This window comes from Pseudomonas onubensis (assembly GCF_965653655.1).
Lineage (GTDB): Bacteria > Pseudomonadota > Gammaproteobacteria > Pseudomonadales > Pseudomonadaceae > Aquipseudomonas.
Window position 1 is genome coordinate 21,726 of the sequence record NZ_CBFHAZ010000001.1, and the last position, 25,755, is coordinate 47,480.

The following is a 25,755-nucleotide window of genomic DNA, read 5'->3' on the forward strand; positions in this document are numbered from 1 at the left end:
GAATCCCATCAATTCAGACGAAGTTTGTTTTCAGCGATGGCGTACATCGGCCGCCAGACCGCGCGGTTGAACGCCACCACGAAGATCGACATCACCACCACGCCAAGGGCAATTTTCGGGAAGTCGCCGGCAGCGGTGGTTTGCGCAATGTAGGCGCCCAGCCCATGGGCGACCACGTTGTCCTGGCCCCAGGACACGTACTCGGACACGATACTGGCGTTCCAGGCACCGCCCGAGGCGGTAATGGCGCCGGTGACGTAATAGGGGAATATCCCCGGCAGCATCACCTTGCGCCACCACAGCCAGCCGCGGATGCGGAAGTTGGCGGCGGCTTCCTTGAAGTCATTGGGGAAGGCGCTGGCGCCGGCAATCACGTTGAACAGGATGTACCACTGGGTGCCCAGCACGATCAGCGGGCTCAGCCAGATATCCGGATTGAGGTTGTAGTGCAGGATCACGATCACAAAGACCGGGAACAACAGGTTCGCCGGGAAGGCCGCGAGAAACTGCGCCAGCGGCTGGATTTTTTCCGCCAGCGCAGGACGCAAGCCGATCATCACGCCCAACGGCACCCAGATCAGCGAGGCGATCAGGATCAGCCCGGCCACCCGCAGCAAGGTGATCAGGCCCAGTACAAATACGTGGCCGACTTCGGCGAAGGTCACTTCGGTGCCCACGTATTGCACGATGTGATACAGCGCGTACGCGGCCAGCAACGCAATCAGCGTGCCCCACACCCAGTCGATCACTTTCGACGCCGCCGGGGTTTCGGCCGGCAACGCCTTGAATGCACCGCCTGCCAGGCTGAAACGTTTGTTGCCGATCCGGCTGAAAGCACGGGTAATGGGGCGCAGGATGCGCTGCACAATGCGCGTGCGCTGGATCAGGTTAAGCAGCCAGGACTGTGGCGCAGCGCCTTGGGACGCGGTGGTTTCCATGCGGAACTTGTCAGCCCAGGCCACCAGCGGGCGGAACAGCAACTGGTCGTACAGCAGGATCACCACAATCATCGCCAGAATCACGTAACCCACGGCGTGCAGGTCTTTCTGAGCGATCGCCAAGGCCAGGTACGAACCGACGCCCGGCAGGGTGATGGTCTTGTCGCCGACGGTGATGGCTTCGGAGGCGACCACGAAGAACCAGCCGCCGGACATGCTCATCATCATGTTCCACACCAGCCCCGGCATGGCGAACGGCACATCGAGCTTCCAGAACTTCTGCCAGCCGGAAAGTCGCAGGTTGGTCGACACCTCCACCAAATCGTGGGGCAGCATGCGCAGCGACTGGTAGAAGCTGAACGTCATGTTCCAGGCCTGGCTGGTGAAGATCGCAAAGATCGCCGCGAGCTCGGCGCCGAGTACGCGCCCAGGGAACAGCAGCAGGAAGAACGTCACCGTGAATGAGATATAGCCGAGCACCGGCACCGATTGCAGGATATCGAGCACCGGGACCAGCAGCTTTTCAGCGCGCCGGCTTTTGGCCGCCAGGGTGCCGTACAGCAGGGTAAACACCAGCGCCGCGACCATGGCCGCGAGCATGCGCATCGTGGTGCGCATCGCGTATTCCGGCAGGTTGGCCGGGTCGAGGGAAATGACTTCACTCTGCAACGTGGCGATGGGCGCCCAGGTTTCCCGGGCCGTTAGGGAGAAAAACAGCAGAAAGCCGATGACCAGCGGCAGCGCGACCAGGTCCCAGCGGTTGGGCAGCAAGCGCAGGGTGGATGCCGGCAGGTAATCGCGGAACACTTTGTTCATAGGCATTCAGTCCTGCAGCGTTCAGGTTCAGGGGCGTGGTGGGGGTGAGCTTAGCTGCTGCACGAATGACCCACCGAGAAGGACGGGCGCTGTTTTCGTGAGTCAGGGGCAACGAGACGTTGCTGGCGGGATTGTACGTTTCTGAATGTTACAAGCACATAAATTTGCTGTCAGTTTCCTGTACGAACTGCGCCTTGGGCATCGGATTTGCCTGTGCCGATCAACCTTCAGGAAAAGGCTCCTTGCGCTGCCGACATAATTAGCTACCCACACATCCTGTATCCCAGGAACTGCTTTCAGATAAATGCCAATCAATGGGTCAGATGGCTTGCCGCAGCAAGTCTCTGCCAACCCAACAATCAGCACTATCTGGATTTGAGAAAGCATTTTATGACTAACGTAAATACCCGGCCACAAACGAATTACCCTATGGGCTATGAGGCGTCTCAGCATTCGAAACCGCCCCGTCAGGAAAGCAAGGCCGATACCTCAAGTGGTGTGGGCACACAGGGCGATGTTGCAGCGCCTCGGCCCCCCGTAACGCCAGAGCAGCGCGGTCAGTTTTCGAGCCACAACACCCTTGTTAACCAACCGCAAATGCAAAACGTCGGCCCACAGGCTGAGACCCTGGAATTGGTGGGTAAAAATAACCAGCTCCTGATCGACTTCAAGGCGTTTATCACCGAATGCCAGGAGAAAATCGTCAAACTCAAAAACGATATTGTCGAACTGCGTGAGCAACTGAGTGCTCCACGCAAAGGCACAGATGAGGCCCCCGTCGAACTGCCTCAAACATCTCAAGCGCCGGTTAAGCAGGTTGTTCAAGACACTCAGACACCTGAAGTTGTCCAGAATCAAGATCTTGAGGAGCCACTCAAGCTGAATACGCAGTTGCGCGCAGATATCACCAGGCTGATGCAGCAGATGACAGAAGCCTTTGAAGCGTTGGGCAAGGAGCTTAAAAGTATGACTGAGTACGTCAAGAAGATGACCAAACCTGAAATCCAGCCGCCAACGGCGCCGGCGGATAAGTCCACTGTGACCACCCGCGATGCCCCGGCAGATCCGACCAACGAGTCACCCATGCGGTCGGTGCCCACCGCCGAGCAATTCAGGGTGGACAACGCTAATATCGAAGCGGGTATTGCTGAGATGAAGTCCTACTACAGCACACAAATTTCAATGCTTGAGGAACAGGTTCAGGTGTTGAAAAAACACCTCAATGAGGCGAAGCAGTAAGGTTTAGCTTGACGTCGGCAAGCGCGGTCTACAGCGCCCACGCTTAGCCGACTCACGTAATTTATTCCTCAAACCGCAGGATAACCCGGCGGTTGTGCTTGCTCTTTTTCTCGATTTTCTCGCAGAACACCCGGCCGATTTCTTCGGTGTTGATCACATGGGTGCCGCCGCACGGCTGGATATCGATCCCGGCGATTTCTATTACCCTCACTGAGCCCTGGATGACCGGCGGTGCCACTGCCTGGGTGCGGGTGATCTGCAGCAGGGTCGAGTATTCCGAGGCAGGCATCGACAGTGTTTTCACCGCATGGGCTTGTTCGATCAAGGCATTGAGGTCGCGGGTGATGCTGTCCTTGTCGAGGGTCATTTCCGGTAAATCGAAATCCAGGCGGCCTTTGTCTGCGCTGATGCTGCAGCCGGTGACGGGCGCATCAATGATCGAGCACAGCAGGTGCAGGCAGGTGTGCATCTTCATGTGCTGGTAACGCCGTTCCCAATCCAGGCCGGCATCCACTTGTACGCCGGCCGTCAATTGCTCGGGGCAGTGTTCAACCTGGTGCCAGATAATTGAGCGCAACACCGGGTCGCGCACGGTACCCGTCACGTTGACCCGTGTCCCATCGGCCAGGGTCAGGTGGCCGGTGTCGCCTGGCTGCCCACCGCCAGTGGGGTAGAACAGCGTGTGTTCCAGGGCAATGCCCTGTTCGCTGACGGCAATCACCCGGGCGCTGAAGGCGTTCTGGTAGGGCGCGCTGTCAAACAGCGCCAGGGTTTCCATGGTATGCACGGACATGTTCAACCTCCGACGATCAGTGGGTTGGCTTGCAGCAAATGACGCACCATTGCGCTCAAGCCAGGCGGGGAGAGCAGGGTGATTTCAAATTCGGGGCCACAGACTTTCAGGTTCAGTGGCAAGCGCGGCAGATGGTCGCCGGTATCCAGGCGACGCAGGCGAAACTGCAAGTGATGGCGCTCCTTCACCGTGGGCTCCAGCAGCAGCCCGTGCAAGGGATGAAAGTCGGCATCCAGCACGGTGACCTTATGGCTGGCGCTGACTTCGCCGACCACGTGCAAACGCTCATCCAGCGCGAAAGCGCTCAGGTAGTTGCTATGGTCGGTTTCGGCGTTCTTCTGTAATTGAATCTGGTTGACTACCTTGACCTTGGTGCCCGCCGGCACATCCTGGGTGATCACACACGAAGGGCTGATAAACACGTTGTCGCCGATCAGCACATAACCCAACACACGGGCGCCGGAGCCGACCTCGACATTATTTCCCAGGCGCGGGTGGCGTTTGCCGTCCGGGTTGTTGGCAATGCCTCGTGCGCCAAGGGTCACGCCGCAGAGGATGTAGCAATCGTTGCCGATCTCGCAGGTTTCGCCGATCACGGTGCCAAAGCCGTGGTCGAGCACAAAGCGCCGGCCAATGCGGGCTGCGGGGTGGATTTCGGCGCCGGAGAGGATTTTGCCCTGGTTGCTGAGCTTAAGGGCCAGGCGTGAAAACACACCGTTGGCCTGGTCGGGGAAATTCCACACCAGGTGTGCCAACCGGTAGAACAACACGGCCTTGAACGACGCATAGGATTCCAGGATCAACTCGCCACGCCCACGGGAAGCCGGGTCGCGATAGGCATATGCAATCAGGTCTTCTGCCACGGCCTGGGCAGCATTCTGGATCAGTGGCGCCAAATGCGGTTCCAACTGCTTCATCTGCGCAGGCGTCAGGGTCTGGATGAGGTGGGTCAGCAACTCATCGTGCAGCTGTTGCATGTCGATAAAGCCCCCCATGGAGGCACCCCCACAGTTTGGATGGTTGAAAAACCGGTTATTCGAAATTGGGCAGGTAGCTGTCGGCATTGTCGTAGACCATGGTCAACATCACCGTTTCGGGCGGGAGTTCGGGGGCGAGTTGGGCGATGGCCACCATGTTGGCGGCCGAGGACAAACCCAGGCTGATGGCGTCGGTGCGCATGATGCGTTTGATCATGTCGATGCACGCCAGGCGCGAGACCTTGAGCATGCCGTCAATTACACCCACGTTAAGGATGCTCGGGATCAAGCCGATCGACAGGCCCTGGATGTGGTGCGACGCGTGCTGGTCCTTGAGCAGGTCGCATTCTTCCGGCTCCACGCCCATGACGCGCATCGCTGGCCAGGCCGCCTTGAGGGTTTCGCCGATGCCGGTGATGTGGCCGCCGGTGCCGATGCCGCTGACGAAGTAGTCCACTCGTTGCTCACCGAAGGCGCGGAGGATTTCCGGAGCGGTGGTGTCGCGGTGAGTCTGCGGGTTGGCGCCATTACGCTGCTGGTTGAGCATCACGAAGTTGGGGTTTTCCAACTGCAGTTCCATGCACTTTTCGCCGTGGGAATTGTTGCCCAGTCGGCTGTCCGACAACACTACCTTGGCGCCGTATAAACGCAGCAGTTTTTGCTTTTCGGGGCTGTAGTTGTCAGGGATCACCAGCACCACTTTGTAGCCCAGCACATTGCCGGCCATCACCAGGCCAATGCCGGTATTGCCGCCGCTGGGCTCGATGATGGTTTGCCCGGAGTCGCGAATCAGCACGCCACGGCGTTCTGCGTCGAGGATCATGCCCAGGGCGATGCGCGCCTTGTGGCTGCCGCCAGGGTTGAGGGATTCGAGCTTGGCATAGACCTCAATGCCGAGGTCTTCGGAAAACTGCGCCAGGCGCACAATCGGCGTATGGCCGATCACGTCGAGAATGGAGTTATGCAACATCGTTCAGCCCCCGGATCAGTACAAAGGCATGTCGGGTTCGACGTCGCGAACCCAATGTTTCATGCCGCCCTGCAGGACTTTGGTATTGGCGAAGCCGGCTGCCAGCAGGGTGCTGGCCGCTTGCTCGGCGCGGGTTCCGGCGTAGCAGATCAGGTAATGGGTATTGTCGCGGCTCAGGCTGCTCAATTGCCCGTCCAGTTCGGCCAGGGGGATATGCACCACGCCCGGCAATTTGCACACTTCCAGCTCGCTGGCGTCGCGCACATCCAGCAACACGTCGGCGCTGCGCGGGTGTTCGAGCAGTTGCTTGAGCACGCGCGGTTTGATGTAGCGCTCCTCGGCCAAAGCCGGTTGGCTCGGGACGGCATCCGCGCACACGGCTGGCGCGACGTTTTCGCTGTGGCGCAGGTCTGAGCAGCATGGGCAGTCGGCACGGCGTTTGAAGCGAATCTCGCTGAATTTCATGGCCAGCGCGTCGAAGCGCATCAGGCGGCCCGACAGTGGTTCGCCGATGCCGATGAGCAATTTAATCGCTTCGGTGGCCTGGATCATGCCGACCACGCCGGGCAGTACGCCGATCACGCCCCCAGCGCTGCAGTTGGGCGCCAACTCGGCAGGCGGTGCTGAAGGAAACAGGCAGCGATAGCACGGCCCACCCTTGTAGTTGAGCACGCTGATCTGCCCGTCGAAGCGATAGATCGCGCCGTACACCAATGGCTTGCCCAACTGTACGCAGGCATCGTTGACCAGGTAGCGGGTGTCGAAGTTGTCGGTGCCGTCGATCACCAGGTCATAAGCGCCGACCAGTTCCAGCGCATTGTCGGCATTGAGGGCAGTGTCGTGGGCGTTGATCTGGATATGGCTGTTGAGGTCTTGCAGCCGCCGCTTGGCCGACTCGACCTTGGGCATGCCCAGGGTGCTGTTGCCGTGCACGATCTGGCGTTGCAGGTTGCTGCTCTCTACCACATCGAAATCCACCAGGCCCAGGGTGCCGATGCCGGCTGCCGCGAGGTACAGGCTGATGGGCGAGCCCAGGCCACCAGTGCCGATGATCAGCACCTTGGCTTTTTTCAGGTTCAACTGGCCTTCACGGCCGACGCCGGGCAGGGTGATGTGGCGTACGTAGCGCTGGACTTCTTCGTTGCTCAGTTGCTCGACGTCCATACCGCCGGAGGTGGCCAGCAGCACTTCTATTTTGGCTTTTTCCGGCAGCGGCTCATCGGCGCCGATCAGTTCTTCCTCGGCGGTGAACAGGAAGTGCTCCTTGAGCTGGTTGTTGTTTTCGTGGAACAGGTGCGGGCGCAGCTGTGGGTGGCTGCTGCAGAGGTTTTCAATGACTTCGCGCAATGTCGATCCAGTGCCCTTAAGGGTCGATTCCGGCAGCTTGGCCACGCGAACCAGAATATCGGGGAAAGAGACAGCGTTCATGGACAACTCCGTGTGCAGGTCGTTGAAGGGTTTAAGGGCGAATTGCTTGCCATCCCAGGCAAACAGCTTTGAGCCCAGGGCCTGGCCCTGGCGCACGTCCACCACCAAGTAGCTGACGGGGTGGATCGGCTCACCCAGGAACAGTGCCTTGTCCTGGTCTTCATCACTGAAATAGGCGCCGACGTCCGGGTGGGAGTGGTAGATCACCACCACCGGGTTGTCGCTGCGAAACGCCTTGTTCATCAGCAGGGTGTCGGCCACCGAAAAGGTATAGCCATTGGCCGCGCTGCGCGGGTACATCTCGGGGTTCTTGCGGTGCAGCTCATTCTGGATATTGTTGCCCAGGTACACACTGCCATCGGCGAAGACAAAACCGCAGCATTCTTCCGGGTAGCTGCGGCTGGCGTGGGCATAGATCTGTTCCAGAGCGGTGGGGCGGAGGACTTCCATGTTTCTCTCGCGTTGTTGTAGTTGTGGTTTAAGAGTCAATTTTTCTTGGCCAGAAGTTTTTCAACCGGCAATTTGGTGATCGCAAAGCCGGCCAGCAGGATGGCCGAGTACAGCATCAGGTCACGGGAAATTTCCACGCCCTCGTACCAGGCGCCGATGATCACTGCGAACACCGGGAAGATGATGAACACGAACGACAAAATGATTGGGCTCAAACGTTTGAGCAACATGAAGTACACGATAAACCCGCCCACCGAGGCCACCAATCCCAGGTAGAACAAGGCACTCCACGAACGCAGGGTGATGTTTTCGAACGTCGGTGTTTCAAACCACAGGCCGGCCACGAACAGCATCAGCCCGGCGATGCCGATGGGCAATGTGTTGTAGGTGATCACGCTGATGGCGCTGCCTTTTTGTTTGGTAATGACGTAGCACAAGGCATGCATGATCGCGGCGGTCAGAATCGCCAGCACGCCGAAGAATTCGGCGTGGTCCAGGTGCAGGCCCTGGCTCTTGATGATCATGTAGAGGCTGCCGAAACCGATGCCGATGCCGACCACTTGGGAAAAGTAGATGCGCTCGCGCAAAAACAGCGCGGAGAAAATCAGGATGAACACCGGCATGCAGCTGAACAGCAGCGCGGTGAGGCCGGACGATACATGCATCTCGCCATAGTTGAGCAAGTAGTAGGGAACGCTGAAGTACGACAGGGTCACGAATACGAAGAACCAGCGGCTTTCACGCGGGAACAGGATCGGCTCGCGGCGTACCAGGGCAAAACACAAAAACAGCGGGAACGCGATTAGAAAGCGCAGCCCGGCCGACGTCAGCGGTGGCACGCTTTCGACGGCGATCTTGATGCCCAGCCAGGTGGTGCCCCAGCTCAGGCACACGATAAGAAACATCACGCTGGTGACCAGACCGGCCAACCACTGTTTCTGATTTTTTGTTTTTGTAGTGTTTTCAAGAACGGCGGACATTGGCATCGTTTATTGCTTCCCTGAGCCGGAATTGAACTCTATATTGACTGTGTATTAAGTTGTTTCATTCGGTGATTGAACCCGTAAAAGCACACTATTAGGGCGAATGATGGCTGTCAAAACAAATATTGACATGGTGTCAATTATGCGTGAGGGGTTGTCCAGCGGTCAGGGCGTCAAGTACAAACGCCTGTCCGATGTGATGGAGCGGGGCATCCTTGAAGGCTTGATTGAGCCGGGGTGCAAACTGCCACCCCATCGGGTTCTTTCCGATAACCTCGGCGTGACCATTGGCACCATCAGCCGAGCCTACGGCGAGCTGGAACGCTTGGGGCTTGTAGTGGCGCGTGTCGGTGACGGCACTTTCGTGCGCAAGCGTGGTATGGAACGCCAGCGCGATGAAGGTTTTCGCAACGTCAGCGAAGAGCCGCGCCAGTACTTCGATATGAGCCGCAACATGCACATTCCCGGGCAAGAGACGGTGTTCCTGGCCCAGAGCTTCCAAACCTTGTCGACCAACGCCAAGTTCCTCCAGGACATCAGCGCCTATACGCCGGACGCCGGTTTGCCGCGCTACCGGGACGCCGGGGCGCAATGGCTGGTGCAGCGCGATTTCCATCCGATTCCCGAGCAGGTCATCTGCGTCAACGGCGGCCAGCATGGCCTGCTGTGCGCCATGATGGCGCTGTTGCGGGCGGGGGATACGGTGGTTACCGAGCAGCTGACGTACCCAGGGCTTATCACTGCCGCACGTATGCTCGGTGTGCGGCTGATTGGCCTGGAGATGGATGACGAGGGTGTGTTGCCGGGCGCCCTGGATGAAGTCTGTCGTAATCACCGGGTTTCGGCGCTGTACTGCACGCCGACGATCCAGAACCCGACCACGGCCGTGCTGTCGGTCGCGCGCCGAGAAGCGTTGGCCAAGGTGTGCCGCGAGCATAATCTGCTGATTTTGGAGGACGAAGCCCACGGCGTGTTGGTGGAAGATCGGCCGCCACCGCTGAGTTTTTTCGCCCCTGAGCGTACGATTTTGATCAGTAGCCTGAGCAAGGCGGTGTCTGCCGGGCTGCGCGTGGGGTATGTGCATGCGCCACCGGCTTTGGTCAGCCGTATTTCGGCGGCCTTGCGCTCGACCTGCTGGATGGCCACGCCGGTGACGCTGGAGCTGGCGACCCAGTGGATCGAAAACGGCACGGCGGAATACCTGCTGCGCCAGCAAATCAACGAGATCAGCCGGCGCAAAGCACTGGTGCGCGACCTCTTGGTCGGTTTGGAGTACCGCACTCACCTCAACAGCCCGCACTTCTGGATTGAAGTCCCTGAACCCTGGCGGGCGTCGGAAATCGAGGCAGAGCTCAAGCAGAATAATTACCTGATAGCCACCGCCGAGGCATTTGCCGTAGGGCAGACGGCGGTGCCGCAGTTTATTCGGGCGAGTATCTGTAATACGTCGGGCGATGATCAGTTACTGCGTGAGGGCTTTGATGCCTTGGCCACCGCGCTGGGGCAGGGCGGTGACAGGTTTCAGCTGTAGGCAAGCATATACACCGACCTAATGTGGGAGCGGGCTTGCTCGCGAATGCGGTGTGCCAGTCAACCGATTTATTGGCTGATCCACCGCATTCGCGAGCAAGCCCGCTCCCACAATTTGAATGCGGTGTTATTTGAATCTGCGCTCCACACCTTTCTCCACCAAAATCTTCGCCGAGATCTCTTCCACCGAAAAATGCGTGGAATTGATGTGCGCAATATTCTCGCGACGGAACAGATTTTCCACTTCGCGCACTTCGAACTCGCACTGGGCGTAGCTGGAGTAGCGGCTGTTGGGCTTGCGCTCGTTGCGGATGGCGGTGAGGCGATCCGGGTCGATGGTCAGGCCGAACAGCTTGTGCTGGTGCGCACGCAGGGCGGCAGGCAGCGTCAGGTGCTCCATATCGTCTTCGGTAAGCGGGTAGTTGGCCGCGCGGATACCGAATTGCATGGCCATGTACAGGCAGGTCGGGGTCTTGCCGCAGCGAGACACGCCCACCAGGATCAGGTCGGCCTTGTCATAGTAGTGGGTGCGGGCGCCGTCATCGTTGTCGAGGGCGAAATTCACCGCCTCGATACGCTCCATGTAGTTAGAGTTGTGGCCAATGGAATGGGACTTGCCCACGGAGTAGGAGGAATGTTCACTCAGCTCCTGTTCCAATGGCGCCAGGAACGTGGAGAAGATGTCGATCATGAAACCATTGGAGGTTGCCAGGATCTCACGAATGTCTTGATTGACGATGGTGTCGAAAATGATCGGGCGAAAACCGTCTTTTTCAGCCGCCAGATTGATTTGTTGTACCATGGCCCGCGCTTTATCCACGCTGTCTATATACGGCCGCGTAAATTTGGCGAAGGTAATGTTTTCGAACTGCGCGAGCAGGCTCTGACCCAATGTTTCGGCTGTGATGCCGGTGCCGTCGGAGATAAAGAAAGCAGATCGTTTCATTTGAGCCCTGGGCCTTAAGCTGATGGCGAATCTTGGATATGATAGGCGCGATTTTGCCGTCCCGCAGTGGGCCGCATTCTCACTTATTTTCCAGGTCCAGGCCACAAGCGCTGGCGTTTGCTCCTACTGAGCTGCCGGCGTCCTGAGCTTTTCCAACACAGAAAGTGGAGAGATCACCTTGGTAGAGTACGTAGTTTCCCTCGATAAGCTCGGCGTCCATGATGTAGAGCATGTGGGGGGCAAGAACGCATCCCTCGGCGAGATGATCAGTAATCTTGCAGGCGCTGGAGTCTCGGTGCCCGGTGGTTTCGCCACCACGGCCCAGGCTTACCGCGATTTCCTCGAGCTGAGCGGCCTCAACGCCCAGATCCACGCCGCGCTGGACGCCCTGGACGTCGATGACGTCAACGCCCTGGCCAAGACCGGTGCCCAGATTCGCGAATGGATCATGGACGCCGAGTTCCCCGAGAAGCTCAACGAAGAAATCCGTACCGCCTTCGCGGCACTGTCGGCCGGCAACCCGGACATGGCGGTTGCCGTGCGCTCCTCGGCCACCGCCGAAGACTTGCCGGACGCCTCTTTTGCTGGCCAGCAGGAAACCTTCCTGAACATCCGTGGCGTTGAAAACGTGATCCGCGCCGCCAAGGAAGTGTTTGCGTCGTTGTTCAATGACCGCGCTATTTCCTACCGCGTACACCAGGGTTTCGACCACAAGCTGGTGGCTTTGTCTGCCGGTGTGCAGCGCATGGTGCGTTCGGAAACCGGCACCGCCGGCGTGATGTTCACCCTCGATACCGAGTCCGGTTTCCGTGACGTGGTGTTTATCACCGGCGCCTACGGCCTGGGCGAAACCGTCGTACAAGGCGCGGTTAACCCGGACGAGTTCTACGTCCACAAACACACCCTTGAGGCTGGCCGCCCTGCCATCCTGCGCCGCAACCTGGGCAGCAAGGCCATCAAGATGATCTACGGCGACGAGGCCAAGGCCGGTCGCTCGGTGAAAACCGTTGAAGTCGACAAGGCCGAACGCGCGCGTTTCTGCCTGACCGACGCTGAAGTCAGCGAACTGGCCAAACAAGCGATGATCATCGAAAAGCACTACAAGTGCCCGATGGACATCGAGTGGGCCAAAGACGGTGACGACGGCAAGCTGTACATCGTGCAAGCGCGTCCGGAAACCGTGAAGAGCCGCACATCGGCCAACGTGATGGAACGCTACCTGTTGAAAGAAACCGGCACTGTGCTGGTGGAAGGCCGTGCCATCGGCCAGCGCATCGGCGCCGGCAAAGTGCGGATCATCAAGGACGTGTCCGAAATGGACAAAGTCCAGCCCGGTGACGTGCTGGTCTCCGACATGACCGACCCGGACTGGGAACCGGTGATGAAGCGCGCCAGCGCCATCGTCACCAACCGTGGCGGGCGTACCTGCCACGCGGCGATCATTGCCCGAGAGTTGGGGATTCCCGCAGTCGTCGGTTGTGGCAACGCCACCCAACTGTTGAAAGACGGCCAGGGTGTGACCGTGTCCTGTGCCGAAGGCGACACCGGCTTCATCTTTGAAGGTGAGCTGGGCTTCGATATCAAGCAAAACTCCATCGATGCGATGCCGGACCTGCCGTTCAAGATCATGATGAACGTGGGTAACCCGGACCGTGCGTTCGATTTCGCGCAGTTGCCGAACGCCGGTGTGGGCTTGGCCCGCCTCGAGTTCATCATCAACCGCATGATCGGCGTACACCCCAAGGCGCTGTTGAATTACGACGGCCTGCCGCTGGAAATCAAGGAAAGCGTCGACAAGCGCATCGCCGGCTACAACGACCCAGTGGGTTTCTACGTCGAGAAGCTGGTGGAAGGCATCAGCACCCTGGCGGCGGCGTTCTACCCGAAAAAAGTCATCGTGCGCTTGTCGGACTTCAAGTCCAACGAATACGCCAACCTGATCGGCGGCAAGCTCTACGAACCCGAAGAAGAAAACCCGATGCTGGGCTTCCGCGGCGCTTCGCGTTACATCAGCGAAGCCTTCCGTGACTGCTTTGAGCTGGAATGCCGTGCCCTCAAACGCGTGCGCAACGAGATGGGCCTGACCAACGTCGAGATCATGGTGCCGTTTGTACGCACCCTGGGCGAAGCGAGCCAGGTCGTCGACCTGCTGGCTGAAAACGGCTTGTCCCGCGGCGAGAATGGCCTGCGCGTGATCATGATGTGCGAACTGCCGTCCAACGCCATTCTGGCCGAGGAATTCCTGGAGTTCTTCGACGGCTTCTCCATCGGTTCCAACGACCTGACCCAGCTGACCCTGGGCCTGGACCGTGACTCGGGGATCATCGCGCACCTGTTTGATGAGCGTAACCCTGCGGTCAAGAAGCTGCTGGCCAACGCCATCCAGGCCTGTAACAAGGCCGGCAAGTACATCGGCATCTGCGGCCAAGGCCCTTCCGACCACCCGGACCTGGCCAAATGGCTGATGGAGCAGGGTATCGAAAGTGTTTCGCTGAACCCCGACTCCGTGCTGGAAACCTGGTTCTTCCTGGCGGAAGGCCAAGCGTCCGCTTAAAGGCGTGACGTCAAAAGTGCCGGTCACCCAGCCTGGGTGACCGGCATTCTTATCTGTACAGGGCGGAACTCCATCCGGACGCCGCCCTTTTTTGTGCAAGAGCATTATGCAAAGCAGCAGCAACCTATTTCCCGTCGCCTTGATCAGTGCTGAACGTCGTGGCGACCTGAGTGAAGATGTGTACCGCCTCAAACCCGGCAACAGCCCCGACGGCACCGTCGAACTGGCTGTGACCCGTTTGGGCCTGGCGGATGCCCCGCAAAACCGGGGCACGCCGGTTATTTTATTGCACGGCAGTTTTTCCAATCGGCGCTTCTGGTATTCGCCCAAAGGGATCGGCCTGGGCGCTTACCTGGCGCGCCAGGGTTTTGATGTGTGGATCCCGGAAATGCGCGGCCATGGCCTGTCCAAGCGCAATCAGGATTACGCCAGAAACCGCGTCGCCGATTATGCGCGATACGATTTGCCGGCGATCGGCGCGTTTGTGCGTGAGCAAAGTGCACAAACCCCGCACTGGATCGGCCATTCCCTGGGCGGCACCGCCCTGGCAGCGGCCCTGGGCGGTCAGCACCTTGGCGCGCCAGCCGTGGCGTCGGTAGCGCTGTTTGGTTGCCAGGTCAGCCGCACCCACTGGCCGCTGAAAATTCCGCCGCTGGAGTGGACCGGCCGTTTGCTCTTGAAACGTTTTGGTGAAGTATCCGGCGTACGGCTCAAACGCGGCCCCGAGGACGAGCCGGCGGGCGTGATGATCGAAGCGATGCGCTGGAACGGCCTGTTCGGTCGTTTTGGCGAGGGCAAGCAGGACTGGTGGAAGGGGCTGGCGAACGTCGACGTGCCGCTGTTGGCCGTCAGCGCTGCTGGCGATCAACAGGACCCGGACTGGGCCTGTCGCAAGTTGTTCGAACAAGTCGGCTCTGAACATCGCCAATACTTGTGCCTGGGGCGCAAGCAAGGCTTCAGCGGGGATTTCGGGCACGTCGAGATGCTCGTCAGCAAGGCCGCGCAGGTCGAAGTGTGGCCGTTGGTGGCGCAGTGGTTGAAAGATCCTCTGACACCTTTATTGGCGGCAGAGCCGCAGGTAGCTGCGACGGTTTAGCGCAACCGCTCTGCCAAGGGCGTTTCACTCGGCAGAGGTTGCGGCTAAGATATGACGCATCAAACGCTTCTGGTCATATTCAGTCGCGCAGTCGCTATTGCGTTGCGGTGGTGTGAGTCTGATCATGGCCGCCGCTAACGGGGGAGCGCTTAAAGTTCAGCCGTTGTGACGCGTTTTGCTGATGTACACCGTGGGATTGTTCGACCTCTTCTTTGACGACAGGAGTTTCTCGATGAACCATTACGTGACGCCCGATCTGTGCGACGCCTACCCGGAGCTGGTGCAGGTAGTTGAGCCGATGTTCAGTAATTTCGGTGGCCGAGACTCCTTTGGCGGTGAAATCGTCACCATCAAGTGCTTCGAAGACAATTCGCTGGTCAAGGAACAGGCCGACCAACCGGGCGCGGGCAAGGTGCTGGTGGTCGACGGCGGCGGTTCCCTGCGTCGCGCGCTGCTGGGCGATATGATCGCCGAGAAAGCCGCAAAAAATGGTTGGGAAGGCTTGGTGATCTACGGTTGCGTGCGTGATGTCGACGTCCTCGCCCAGACTGACCTGGGTGTGCAGGCGTTGGCGCCTCACCCAATGAAGACCGACAAACGCGGCATTGGCGACCTGAATGTGGTGGTGACGTTTGCCGGCGTGACATTCCGCCCTGGTGAGTACGTCTACGCCGACAATAATGGCGTGATCGTTTCGCCAAGCCCGCTGAAAATGCCTGAATAAACCGCAGTAGCCGAAAGGGGTGAGGATGTTCGAGGAAGAAAACGCGCAATGGGGGCTGGTGCATGCCCTGGTGCTGGACGGTAAAGGCGGTGCGCGTTCGATTGCCCGGACTGAGCTCGACGACTTGCAACTGCAACCCCAGGAAAGCCTGTGGCTGCATTGGGATCGCAGCCATCCACAGACCCAGACCTGGTTGCGTAAATCCAGCGGTTTGAGCGAATTTGCCTGCGACTTGTTGCTGGAGGAGAACACCCGCCCGCGCCTGTTGCCGCTGCCGGACAGCGAATTGCTGCTGTTTCTGCGCGGGATCAACCTCAACCCGGGCGCCGAACCGGAAGACATGGTCTCGGTGCGTATTTTTGCGGCAGCCAGTCGTGTGATTTCCCTGCGCTTGCGCCCGTTGCGGGCTACCGATGAGCTGCTGGTGCAACTGGCGGAGGGCAAAGGGCCAAAAACCGCCTCTGAACTCATCCTTTATATGGCGCAGTACCTGACCAATAAAGTGCAGGATCTGGTCACCGACCTGTCCGAAGTCGTCGATTTAGAGGAAGAAAAACTCGATGCCGACGAACGGTACACCCCGGAGCACGGCAACGTCTTGCAGATCCGTCGAAGGGCTGCCGGATTGAAGCGTTTCCTGGCGCCGCAGCGGGATATTTTTGCCCAGCTGACGCGGATCAAATTAGCGTGGTTTTGTGACGACGATGCTGACTACTGGAACGAACTGAACAACAGCCTGACTCGCTACCTGGAAGAGCTCGAACTGACCCGGGAGCGCGTGGGGCTGGTACTTGAGGCCGAAGACCGGCGCTTGAGCGTACGCATGAATCGCACCATGTACCGCTTCGGGATCATCACCGGCATCTTCCTGCCGATGAGTTTTCTGACCGGTTTGCTGGGTATAAATGTGGGTGGGATTCCGTTCTCCGCCAGCCCCTATGGATTCGTGATTGCCTGCCTGTTGATGGTCTCGGTAGCACTGGGGCAATGGTGGCTATTTCGACGATTGCGCTGGGTTTGACCTGAATATGACCTGAACGCAGGCAGGGTCACATGTGACCCCAAGAATTTAACCCTCGTCTTTTAACTCACTTGCGAGAGGTCTTTATGCACGATCCGTTCGAACAGTCTTTGCGTGACATGCTCAATGCGTCGCCATCCAACCGTGATGACGATGCCTGCCTGGGCCGCGTGTTGAAAACCGCCAACCGCCAGGTTGGGGCGGGAGACCTGTTCGGTCTGCTGGGTCGTTGGTTGCCGGCATTGATGATGGCCTTGAACAATGGTTCGGCCCACGTATCGCCGGTTTCGCGTCGTAAACCTCTTGCTCGCACTGCTGATAAGGCTGATTGAATATGGAACTTGATCTCTGGACCCAGAGCCTGGTCACCGCGATGACCGCATTGTGGACCAAGGTGGCGAATTTCATTCCCAACCTGTTTGGTGCCCTGGTTTTGGTGTTGCTGGGCTTTGTCGTGGCCAAGTTGCTCGACACCCTGCTGTCCAAATTGCTTGCAAAACTGGGGCTGGACCGCTTGATGGCTGGCACCGGCCTGACCAAGCTGCTGGGCCGTGCCGGGCTGCAAGTACCGATCTCAACCCTCATCGGCAAGATCGTTTACTGGTTTGTTCTGCTTATTTTTCTGGTTTCTGCGGCTCAATCCCTTGGACTTGAGCGAGTTTCAGCTACGCTCGACATGCTGGCGCTGTATTTGCCGAAGGTTTTTGGCGGCGCGCTGGTGTTGCTGGTAGGTGTATTACTGGCGCAACTGGCCAACGGGCTGGTGCGCGGTGCTGCTGAAGGCGTGGGGCTGGACTATGCTGCGGGCCTGGGGCGAATCGCCCAGGGGCTGGTGATCATCATCAGTATTTCCGTCGCGATCAGCCAGTTGGAGGTCAAAACTGACCTTCTGAACCACGTGATTGTGATTGTTTTGATTACCGTTGGTCTGGCAGTTGCGCTGGCCATGGGTTTGGGAAGCCGGGAAATTGCCGGCCAGATTCTTGCGGGAATCTATGTGCGTGAGCTGTATCAGGTTGGGCAACAGGTGCGTGTGGGCGAGGTCGAAGGGCAAATCGAGGAGATCGGCACGGTCAAGACGACGGTGCTGACCGATGACGGTGAGCTGGTATCGCTGTCCAATCGGATTCTCCTCGAGCAGCAGGTCAGTAGCCGCTAACCCGGCAAATCCTGCTAATGTACGCCGCCGCAAACCCGGGAGACCGGGCTGTAGCGGACATTGACCTGACTGTCGGCACGACTTGTTTTGAATAAAGCCCAAACGCTGTCCACGCGCTATGACCCCCGTGAGCTCTCTGATGAGGAGTTGGTCGCGCGCTCGCACACGGAGCTGTTTCACGTAACACGCGCGTACGAAGAATTGATGCGCAGATATCAACGCACTCTGTTCAACGTTTGTTCAAGGTATTTAGGGAACGATAGAGATGCGGATGATGTCTGTCAGGAAGTGATGCTCAAGGTGCTATACGGCCTGAAGAACTTTGAGGGAAAATCGAAGTTCAAGACATGGCTCTATAGCATCACGTACAACGAGTGCATCACGCAGTATCGTAAGGAACGGCGAAAGCGTCGCTTGATGGACGCTTTAAGTCTGGATCCCCTTGAGGAGGCGTCTGAAGAAAAGGCGCCGGTACCCGAGGAAAAGACCGGGCTTGATCGCTGGTTGGTGCATGTGAATCCGATTGACCGGGAAATTCTGGTGCTACGATTTGTCGCAGAGCTGGAGTTTCAGGAAATTGCTGACATCATGCACATGGGTTTGAGTGCTACAAAAATGCGTTACAAGCGTGCTCTTGATAAATTACGTGAGAAATTTGCGGGCGAGACTGAAACTTAGTGCGTGGCAAATATCTCTTACGTGTAGGCAAGTTCTGTTAGACTTGTCGCCGAGTTGTCCCCCGGTTTGTGGGACTGCTTTACAATCACCAGATGGGGATTTAACGGATGAAACTGAAAAACACCTTGGGCTTTGCCATTGGTTCTCTTATTGCGGCCACTTCTTTCGGCGCTCTGGCACAAGGCCAAGGCGCAGTTGAAGGCCAGCTGTTCTACAAGAAGCAGTACAACGATAGCGTTAAGCACATCGAAGACGGCTTCAACCCTGGCGCTAGCATCGGTTACTTCTTGACCGACGACGTGTCGATCAACCTGAACTACGACACCACCAACCACACCCGTTCGAACGACGGTACTGGTTCCCAGAAGATCAAAGGTGACACTGGCAGCGTGACTGCTCAGTACCACTTCGGTCAGGCCGGTGTTGACTCCCTGCGTCCATACGTAGAAGGTGGTTTCGGTCACCAGAGCCGTACCAACGTACAGGCTGACGGCCACAGCGGTCGCGACCAGACTACTCTGGCAATCGCTGGCGCTGGCGTGAAGTACTACTTCACCAACAACCTGTTCGCTCGTGCTGGCGTTGAAGCTGACTACGGCATCGACAACGGCAAGTGGGACTACTCCGCACTGGTTGGCCTGGGTGTGAACTTCGGCGGCAACGCCGGCGCAGTCGCTCCAGCTCCTACCCCAGCACCAGCTCCAGAGCCAACTCCAGAGCCAGAAGCTCCAGTTGCTCAGGTTGTTCGTGTTGAGCTGGACGTTAAGTTCGACTTCGACAAGTCCGTTGTTAAGCCTAACAGCTACGGCGACGTGAAAAACCTGGCTGACTTCATGAAGCAGTACCCACAGACCACCACCGTGGTTGAAGGTCACACTGACTCCGTTGGTCCAGACGCTTACAACCAGAAGCTGTCCCAGCGTCGTGCTGACGCTGTTAAGCAAGTCCTGGTCAAAGACGGTATCGCTCCTAACCGTGTAAGCTCGGTTGGTTATGGCAAATCCCGCCCAGTTGCTGACAACGCAACTGAAGCTGGTCGCGCTGTTAACCGTCGTGTAGAAGCGTCGGTTGAAGCTCAAGCTGCTCAGTAATTACTGAGTGGTAGAAAAAAGCCCGGCTTAGGCCGGGCTTTTTTTCGCCTGTAATTTGCCTTAGGCGCTCGCTGATACGGCAATGCAGGCAGCTTGCTCTGCGCCAGCCACACTGCCGATCACCAGGATCGCCGGGCTTTTCAGAGCAAATGCCTGTGCATCGGTATGCATGTGCGCCAGGGTGCTGCGGCACTCGCGTTGCTGAGGCAATGAGGCGTTCTCGATCATCGCCACTGGCATATCCGCTGCCATTCCACCCTCCAGCAATTGCTGACGAATCTCCTCCAGTTTCGCTACGCCCATATACACCACCAATGTCGTGCCGCCCTCGGCGAGTGCGCGCCAGTTCAGGCTGCTGTCGTCCTGGGTATGCGCGGTGACCAGCGTGACGCCGCGGCTGACCCCGCGCAGCGTCAGGGGAATATCGCAGTTGGTTGCACCTGCCAGGCCCGCCGTAATCCCGTTGACCAACTCCACTTCAATACCACGTTCACGCAACCACAGAGCCTCTTCGCCGCCCCGGCCGAAAATACACGGGTCGCCGCCTTTGAGTCGCACCACGCAATTGCCTTGGCGCGCATAGCGCAGCATCAGGCGGTGGATAAAATCCTGCGGTGTCGAACGGCAGCCGCCGCGTTTGCCCACGGTGACCACACGAGCGTGCGGGCAGTGTTCCAGCACCATCGGGTTGACCAAGTCATCGATCAGCACCACATCGGCTGCGTGCAGGGCGCGTACCGCCTTGAGCGTCAGCAGCTCCGGATCACCGGGGCCTGCGCCTACCAGCCAGACTTTTGCGCTCATGTTTATCCCCTCACACACTGATTGCGATTGGCAGCGATGTGCTGGCCAAAAGACGTTTGATTTCCGGTACACAGGAGCCGCATTGCGTGCCGCACCCCAGTTCCTGTTTAAGTCCTGCCAGGTCCAGGCCACGGGCGATACCGGCGCATACCGCGCTTTCGCTGACGTTCTTGCAGTTACACACAATCTTGCTGCTGGCTGCCGCGCCGCCCGGTGGTGCACTCAGTGGTGCCAGCAGCCAGCGGCGTAGTTGATCGTCGGCACGGCCTTCCAGCCACAGGCTCTGCAGCCAATGTCGCGCCAGGGTTTCGCCGGCCAGGCGCAGTGCGGTAATGCGGCCTTTTTCGATTTTTACCCGCTTGCCAATCGAACGCCGTGGATCGTCATAGGCCATGACCGGGCCGTCATTGAGGCCCAGCAGTTCATCGATACGGGTTAACAGTTGCAAGTCGGGCGCCTCCGTATGGGCTGCGCGCACCAGAAGTGCCGGCCGTTCACGCCCTGCCAGGCTCAAGCTGACGTAGGCAAAGCCCTCACACAGTGGGCGTAGGGCGTCAAAGTGTTGCTGCACATTTCCTTCGATCAGCGCAAACAACTGCCACGGCAGTTGCACTGGCTCCAGGCGCACGCCGCTGTGTTTGAGTTCGGGCTGTTTCGACAAGGGGTCGAACGCCGGCTGCGTAAGGGCATTAACACCGCCCTTGAGAAAACGATCGCCCCAATGCATGGGCAGGAACGCCTGGCCGGGGCGCACGCTGTCATCACTGCTGACAGCGACAATCACACTGCCGCGACGGCTTTTCAGGCTGACCAGATCGCCCTCTTTGAAGCGGTGCCGACGCAGCTCATCCGGGTGCAGGCTCAACAAGGCTTCATTGACGTGACCGAACAACTGCGCGGCGGTGCCGGTGCGGCTCATGCCGTGCCATTGATCGCGCAGGCGCCCGGTGATCAGGGTCAGTGGGAAGCGCGCGTCACGTTGCTCTTTAGCGGCACGGTAAGGGTCAGCGATAAAGTGCGCGCGGCCGCTGTCTGTCGGGAACACGCCCTCGGTGTACAGACGTGGGGTGCCCGCTTGTGCGCCCACGGGAAATGGCCATTGCTGCGGGCCGAGCTGGTCGAGCAGGGCATGGCTGATACCCGATAGGTCGAGGTCACGGTCGCGGGTCAGTACCTTGTATTCATCAAAGATCTGCGCCGGTTGCTCGAAAGCGAACAAACTCGGCAACCCCGGGCGCAAGCGTTGCTCCAGGCGCTGTGCGAAATCCACGGTAATCGCCCAATCTGGCCGCGCTTCGCCGGGTGGGGCGACGGCGCGGCGCACGTGGGAAATCCGCCGTTCGGAATTGGTCACCGTGCCTTCTTTCTCGCCCCAACTGGCGGCGGGTAACAGCAGGTCTGCGTAGGCGGCGGTTTCGGTGGTGCGAAAAGCCTCTTGCAACACCACGAACGGGCAGGCCGCTAATGCGGCACGCACGCGGTTCTGGTCCGGCAAGGATTGCGCGGGGTTGGTACAGGCAATCCACACGGCCTTGATCTTGCCGGCCTGGATCTGTTCGAACAGTTCGATAGCGGTCAGCCCGGCAGGCGCCGGCAACGCTTCGACGCCCCAATATGCCGCGACTTCGGCCCTGTGCTCAGGGTTGGCCGCCTCGCGATGCCCCGGCAGCAGGTTCGACAAACTGCCGGTTTCACGCCCGCCCATGGCATTCGGTTGGCCGGTCAGGGAAAACGGCCCGCAACCCGGCCGACCAATAGTGCCGGTGGCCAGGTGCAGGTTGATCAGCGCACTGTTTTTGGCGCTGCCGGCGCTGGACTGGTTAAGCCCCATGCACCACAGCGAGAGAAAGCTGCTGGAGGTGCCGACCCACTCTGCACACAGGCGCAATTGCTCAACGCTGATGCCGCACAACTGCGTGACCATCTGCGGCGTGTAGTCATGCACCAGTCGCTTCAACTCGACCAACCCATCGGTATGCGCCTGGATAAAGTCGCGGTCGATCCAGTCTTCCCACAGCAACAGGTGCAAGATCCCATGGAACAGCGCCACATCGGTGCCCGGCAGGATCGCCAGGTGCAAGTCGGCCAAATCGCAGGTGTCTGTGCGCCGAGGGTCGATTACCAGCACTTTCATCTGCGGGCGCCGCGCCTTGGCTTCCTCAAGGCGTCGGAACAGTACCGGATGGGCGTAGGCCATGTTGCTGCCGACGATCATCACGCAGTCACTCGCCTCCAGGTCTTCATAACTGCACGGCGGTGCATCGGCGCCCAGGCTGCGTTTGTAGCCGACCACTGCCGAAGACATGCACAGCCGCGAGTTGCTATCGATGTTATTGGTGCCCACCAGCGCCCGCGCCAATTTGTTGAAGCTGTAGTAATCCTCGGTCAGCAATTGCCCGGAGATATAGAACGCCACGCTGTCCGGCCCATGTTCGGCGATGGTGTCGGCGAACACATTGGCCGCGTGTTCCAACGCGGTGCTCCAGTCGGTGCGGGCGCGGGCCAGGTCTTTGCCCAGGCGCAGTTCCGGGTACAAGGCGCGGGCGGCCAGGTCGCCGGTCAAATGCAGGCTGGAGCCCTTGCTGCACAACTTGCCGAAGTTTGCCGGGTGGCTCGGGTCGCCCTGCACACCGAGGATCTGCTCGCCGTCATGCTCGATCAGCACGCCGCAACCCACCCCGCAGTAACAGCAGGTGGACGCGGTGGTCTGGCGGTTCATCAACCGGCGTCCCGCAGGGCCAGCATCACTCGGCCGTTTTCGACGCGGGCGGGGTGATGATGGGCGCAGCCTATGTCCGGCGCCTGGGCTTCACCCGACGCCAGGTCGATCTGCCAGTTGTGCAGCGGGCAGGCCACGCGTTTACCGTAGATCAAGCCTTGGGACAGCGGCCCGCCTTTGTGCGGGCAGCGGTCGTCGAGGGCGAAAACCTCATCGTCACTGGTACGAAAAATCGCAATATCGCCTTTTGGCCCATTGATGATGCGCGAGCCCAGGGCGTTGATTTCATCCAGGGCGCAGATATCCAGCCAGTTCATGCCGACACCTCCAGCTGTTTGACGGGGATGACCTCGAATTCCTTTTTCAGCAGTGGCTGTTCCAGGCGTTCTTTCCACGGGTCTTGTTCGAATGACAGCGAGAATTGCAGGCGCTCATTGAGGGCCTGGCGCCGTGCCGGGTCTTCCAATACAGCTTTCTTGATGTGCTCCATGCCCACCCGTTGCAAGTAGTGAACGGTGCGTTCCAGGTAAAAGGCTTCTTCGCGATACAGCTGCAGGAACGCGCCGTTGTATTCACGCACTTCTTCAGCGGTTTTGAGCTTGACGAAAAACTCCGCGACTTCAGTCTTGATCCCGCCGTTGCCGCCGATGTACATCTCCCAGCCAGAGTCGACGCCGATAATGCCGACGTCCTTGATACCCGCTTCCGAGCAATTGCGTGGGCAGCCGGACACCGCCAGCTTGACCTTGTGCGGCGACCACATATTGAACAGGTCGTGCTCCAACTCGATACCCAACTGCGTGGAGTTCTGCGTACCGAAGCGGCAGAACTCGCTGCCCACGCAGGTCTTCACGGTGCGGATGGATTTGCCATAGGCGTGGCCGGAGGGCATGTCGAGGTCCTTCCACACACCGGGCAAATCCTGTTTCTTGATGCCCAGCAGGTCGATGCGCTGGCCGCCGGTGACCTTAACCATCGGCACGTTGTACTTGTCGGCCACATCGGCAATGCGCCGCAACTCCGACGGATTGGTCACACCGCCCCACATCCGTGGGACTACGGAGTAAGTGCCGTCTTTCTGAATATTGGCGTGGGCGCGTTCGTTGATCAGGCGCGATTGTGGGTCATCCTTGGCCTCGCCGGGCCAGGTGGAGATCAGGTAGTAGTTCAGCGCCGGGCGGCAGGTGGCGCAGCCGTTGGGGGTGCGCCAGTTCAGGTAGCTCATGGTGCCGGCGATGGTCAGCAAGTGCTGGTCGCGGATCGCCTGGCGGATTTGCCCGTGGTTGAGGTCGCTGCAGCCGCAGATGGCTTTTTCGCTTTTGGGTTTGACGTCGGCGGCGCCGCCCACGGTGTTGATCAAAATCTGTTCCACCAACCCCGCGCAGGAACCGCATGAGCTGGCGGCCTTGGTGTGTTTTTTCACGTCATCGACACTGAACAGTCCGTGTTCCTGGATCGCCTTGACGATGGTGCCTTTGCACACGCCGTTGCAGCCGCACACTTCGGCGTTGTCGGCCATGCTCATGGCTTTGTCCTGGCCTTGATGGCCGACATCGCCCAGTGCGTTCTCGCCGAACATCAGGTGATCACGGATCTCGCCAATCGCGTGGTTCTCACGGATCTGGCGGAAATACCAACCACCGTCGGCGGTATCGCCGTACAGGCACGCGCCGACCAGGATGTCGTCCTTGATCACCAGCTTCTTGTACACGCCGCCAATCGGGTCGGAGAGGGTGATGGTTTCGGTGCCTTCACCGCCCATGAAATCCCCGGCAGAAAACAGGTCGATGCCGGTCACCTTCAGCTTGGTTGACGTGACCGAGCCTTTATAAGTGGCAAAGCCCAATTGGGCCAGGTGATTGGCGCAGACCTTGGCCTGCTCGAACAATGGCGCCACCAGCCCATAAGCGATCCCACGGTGGCTGGCGCACTCGCCGATGGCATAGATGCGCGGGTCGTAGGTTTGCAGCGTGTCATTGACCAGGATCCCACGGTTGCAAGGGATGCCGGATTTCTCTGCCAGTTCGGTGTTGGGGCGGATACCGGCGGCCATCACCACCAGGTCGGCGGGGATGATGTCGCCATTCTTGAACTGCACCGAGCCGACGCGACCATTGCCGGCGTCGTGCAGGGCCTGGGTTTGTTCGCACAGGCGAAATACCAGGCCGCGGCTTTCCAGTTCGGTTTGCAGCAATTGCCCGCTGGTTTTATCCAGCTGGCGCTCCAGCAGCCATTCGCCGATATGCACCACGGTCACGTGCATGCCGCGCAGCATCAGGCCATTGGCGGCCTCCAGGCCAAGCAGGCCACCGCCGATGACCACCGCGTGTTTGTGGGTCCTGGCGGTGTCGATCATGGCCTGGGTGTCGGCGATATCGCGGTAGCCGATCACACCCTGCAAGGTGTTGCCGGGGATTGGCAGGATAAACGGCGTCGAGCCGGTGGCAATCAACAGGCGATCGTACTCGGCCTCGCTGCCGTCCTCAGCGATGACGATGCGTCTTACGCGGTCGATCTGCACCACCTTGCGGTTGAGCAACAGCTTGATGTGGTTATCCAGGTACCAATCCAGATCGTTGAGCACGATCTCTTCGAAAGTCTGCTCACCGGCCAGCACCGGCGACAGCAGGATACGGTTGTAGTTGGTGTGGGGCTCGGCGCCGAACACCGTGATGTCGTACAGGTCGCTGCTCAGCTTGAGCAATTCTTCAAGGGTGCGAACCCCGGCCATGCCGTTGCCGATCATCACCAATTTGAGTTTCTTCATGTCGTTCTCCGCAATGGCTCGACAAATCGTGCGCAAACAAAAAAGGCGTCCCCACCAGTTACCTGGCGAGGA

The 25,755-nt window shown here is 59.2% G+C and carries 21 protein-coding genes; 10 read left to right on the plus strand and 11 right to left on the minus strand.

Going from position 1 to position 25,755, the window contains the following annotated elements; genetic code table 11:
- Positions 1-8: 8 nt before the first annotated feature.
- Entirely contained in the window at positions 9-1,754 is a 1,746-nt protein-coding gene (locus tag ACTD9P_RS00100) for an ABC transporter permease (RefSeq protein ID WP_056861573.1), read from the minus strand.
- A gap of 213 nt (positions 1,755-1,967) precedes the next feature.
- On the opposite strand from ACTD9P_RS00100, the gene ACTD9P_RS00105 reads away from it, so the two are divergent.
- Complete coding sequence (locus ACTD9P_RS00105) at positions 1,968-2,993, plus strand: hypothetical protein (RefSeq protein ID WP_438866216.1); 1,026 nt, start codon at positions 1,968-1,970, stop codon at positions 2,991-2,993.
- Between the two features lie 61 nt (positions 2,994-3,054).
- Here the strand turns inward: ACTD9P_RS00105 and ACTD9P_RS00110 are convergent, their stop codons facing one another.
- From ACTD9P_RS00110 to ACTD9P_RS00130, 5 genes are read right to left on the minus strand one after another with little or no spacing between them, the layout of a single operon-like run.
- A complete protein-coding gene (locus ACTD9P_RS00110) occupies positions 3,055-3,786 on the minus strand; it encodes an alanyl-tRNA editing protein (protein WP_438866218.1) in 732 nt (243 codons plus the stop codon).
- A 2-nt stretch (positions 3,787-3,788) separates the two neighbouring features.
- A complete protein-coding gene (locus tag ACTD9P_RS00115; protein ID WP_438866219.1) occupies positions 3,789-4,781 on the minus strand; it encodes a serine O-acetyltransferase in 993 nt (330 codons plus the stop codon).
- A 37-nt stretch (positions 4,782-4,818) separates the two neighbouring features.
- Positions 4,819-5,733 carry a PLP-dependent cysteine synthase family protein gene (locus ACTD9P_RS00120; RefSeq protein WP_438866220.1) on the minus strand — a complete coding sequence of 305 codons (915 nt, stop codon included), beginning with the start codon at positions 5,731-5,733 and terminating at the stop codon, positions 4,819-4,821.
- Between the two features lie 15 nt (positions 5,734-5,748).
- A complete protein-coding gene (gene moeB, locus ACTD9P_RS00125; protein WP_438866221.1) occupies positions 5,749-7,611 on the minus strand; it encodes a molybdopterin-synthase adenylyltransferase MoeB in 1,863 nt (620 codons plus the stop codon).
- 35 nt (positions 7,612-7,646) lie between these two features.
- The gene (locus ACTD9P_RS00130; RefSeq protein ID WP_017134754.1) at positions 7,647-8,540 is read right to left on the minus strand and encodes a DMT family transporter; all 894 of its coding nucleotides are present in this window, start codon (positions 8,538-8,540) and stop codon (positions 7,647-7,649) included.
- 160 nt (positions 8,541-8,700) lie between these two features.
- Here ACTD9P_RS00130 and ACTD9P_RS00135 point away from each other — a divergent pair, with 160 nt between their 5' ends.
- A complete protein-coding gene (locus ACTD9P_RS00135; RefSeq protein ID WP_438866222.1) occupies positions 8,701-10,125 on the plus strand; it encodes an aminotransferase-like domain-containing protein in 1,425 nt (474 codons plus the stop codon).
- 126 nt (positions 10,126-10,251) lie between these two features.
- Here ACTD9P_RS00135 and ppsR read toward each other — a convergent pair whose 3' ends face one another.
- Positions 10,252-11,070, minus strand: a complete 819-nt coding sequence (gene ppsR / locus ACTD9P_RS00140) for a posphoenolpyruvate synthetase regulatory kinase/phosphorylase PpsR (RefSeq protein WP_058412273.1) — start codon at positions 11,068-11,070, stop codon at positions 10,252-10,254.
- Between the two features lie 178 nt (positions 11,071-11,248).
- Here ppsR and ppsA point away from each other — a divergent pair, with 178 nt between their 5' ends.
- The 8 genes from ppsA (at position 11,249) to ACTD9P_RS00180 (ending at position 19,393) form a co-directional block, all read left to right on the plus strand.
- Complete coding sequence (gene ppsA, locus ACTD9P_RS00145) at positions 11,249-13,624, plus strand: phosphoenolpyruvate synthase (protein ID WP_200432315.1); 2,376 nt, start codon at positions 11,249-11,251, stop codon at positions 13,622-13,624.
- Between the two features lie 106 nt (positions 13,625-13,730).
- Entirely contained in the window at positions 13,731-14,720 is a 990-nt protein-coding gene (locus ACTD9P_RS00150; protein WP_438866223.1) for an alpha/beta fold hydrolase, read from the plus strand.
- A gap of 232 nt (positions 14,721-14,952) precedes the next feature.
- Complete coding sequence (rraA, locus tag ACTD9P_RS00155) at positions 14,953-15,444, plus strand: ribonuclease E activity regulator RraA (RefSeq protein ID WP_200432317.1); 492 nt, start codon at positions 14,953-14,955, stop codon at positions 15,442-15,444.
- Between the two features lie 25 nt (positions 15,445-15,469).
- A complete protein-coding gene (gene cmaX / locus ACTD9P_RS00160) occupies positions 15,470-16,465 on the plus strand; it encodes a divalent cation transporter CmaX (RefSeq protein WP_438866224.1) in 996 nt (331 codons plus the stop codon).
- 86 nt (positions 16,466-16,551) lie between these two features.
- Complete coding sequence (locus ACTD9P_RS00165; RefSeq protein WP_005790375.1) at positions 16,552-16,797, plus strand: hypothetical protein; 246 nt, start codon at positions 16,552-16,554, stop codon at positions 16,795-16,797.
- A 2-nt stretch (positions 16,798-16,799) separates the two neighbouring features.
- On the plus strand, positions 16,800-17,624 hold the full coding sequence (locus ACTD9P_RS00170; RefSeq protein WP_003193288.1) for a mechanosensitive ion channel family protein: 825 nt from the start codon (positions 16,800-16,802) through the stop codon (positions 17,622-17,624).
- 87 nt (positions 17,625-17,711) lie between these two features.
- Positions 17,712-18,302 carry an RNA polymerase sigma factor SigX gene (sigX, locus tag ACTD9P_RS00175; protein ID WP_219269259.1) on the plus strand — a complete coding sequence of 197 codons (591 nt, stop codon included), beginning with the start codon at positions 17,712-17,714 and terminating at the stop codon, positions 18,300-18,302.
- A gap of 107 nt (positions 18,303-18,409) precedes the next feature.
- A complete protein-coding gene (locus ACTD9P_RS00180) occupies positions 18,410-19,393 on the plus strand; it encodes an OmpA family protein (protein WP_438866225.1) in 984 nt (327 codons plus the stop codon).
- A gap of 60 nt (positions 19,394-19,453) precedes the next feature.
- Here the strand turns inward: ACTD9P_RS00180 and cobA are convergent, their stop codons facing one another.
- Genes cobA through nirB form a run of 4 tightly spaced genes read right to left on the minus strand, consistent with a single transcriptional unit; the run spans position 19,454 to position 25,683 of the window.
- Positions 19,454-20,197: a uroporphyrinogen-III C-methyltransferase gene (gene cobA, locus ACTD9P_RS00185; protein WP_438866226.1), complete on the minus strand. Its 744-nt coding sequence runs from the start codon at positions 20,195-20,197 to the stop codon at positions 19,454-19,456.
- A 10-nt stretch (positions 20,198-20,207) separates the two neighbouring features.
- Positions 20,208-22,916 (minus strand): nitrate reductase, encoded by a 2,709-nt coding sequence (locus ACTD9P_RS00190; RefSeq protein ID WP_438866227.1) that lies wholly within the window; start codon positions 22,914-22,916, stop codon positions 20,208-20,210.
- Complete coding sequence (nirD, locus tag ACTD9P_RS00195; protein WP_017134764.1) at positions 22,916-23,233, minus strand: nitrite reductase small subunit NirD; 318 nt, start codon at positions 23,231-23,233, stop codon at positions 22,916-22,918. Before nirD ends, ACTD9P_RS00190 begins: the two co-directional genes overlap by 1 nt.
- Entirely contained in the window at positions 23,230-25,683 is a 2,454-nt protein-coding gene (gene nirB, locus ACTD9P_RS00200) for a nitrite reductase large subunit NirB (protein WP_017134765.1), read from the minus strand. Before nirB ends, nirD begins: the two co-directional genes overlap by 4 nt.
- Between the last annotated feature and the right edge of the window lie 72 nt (positions 25,684-25,755).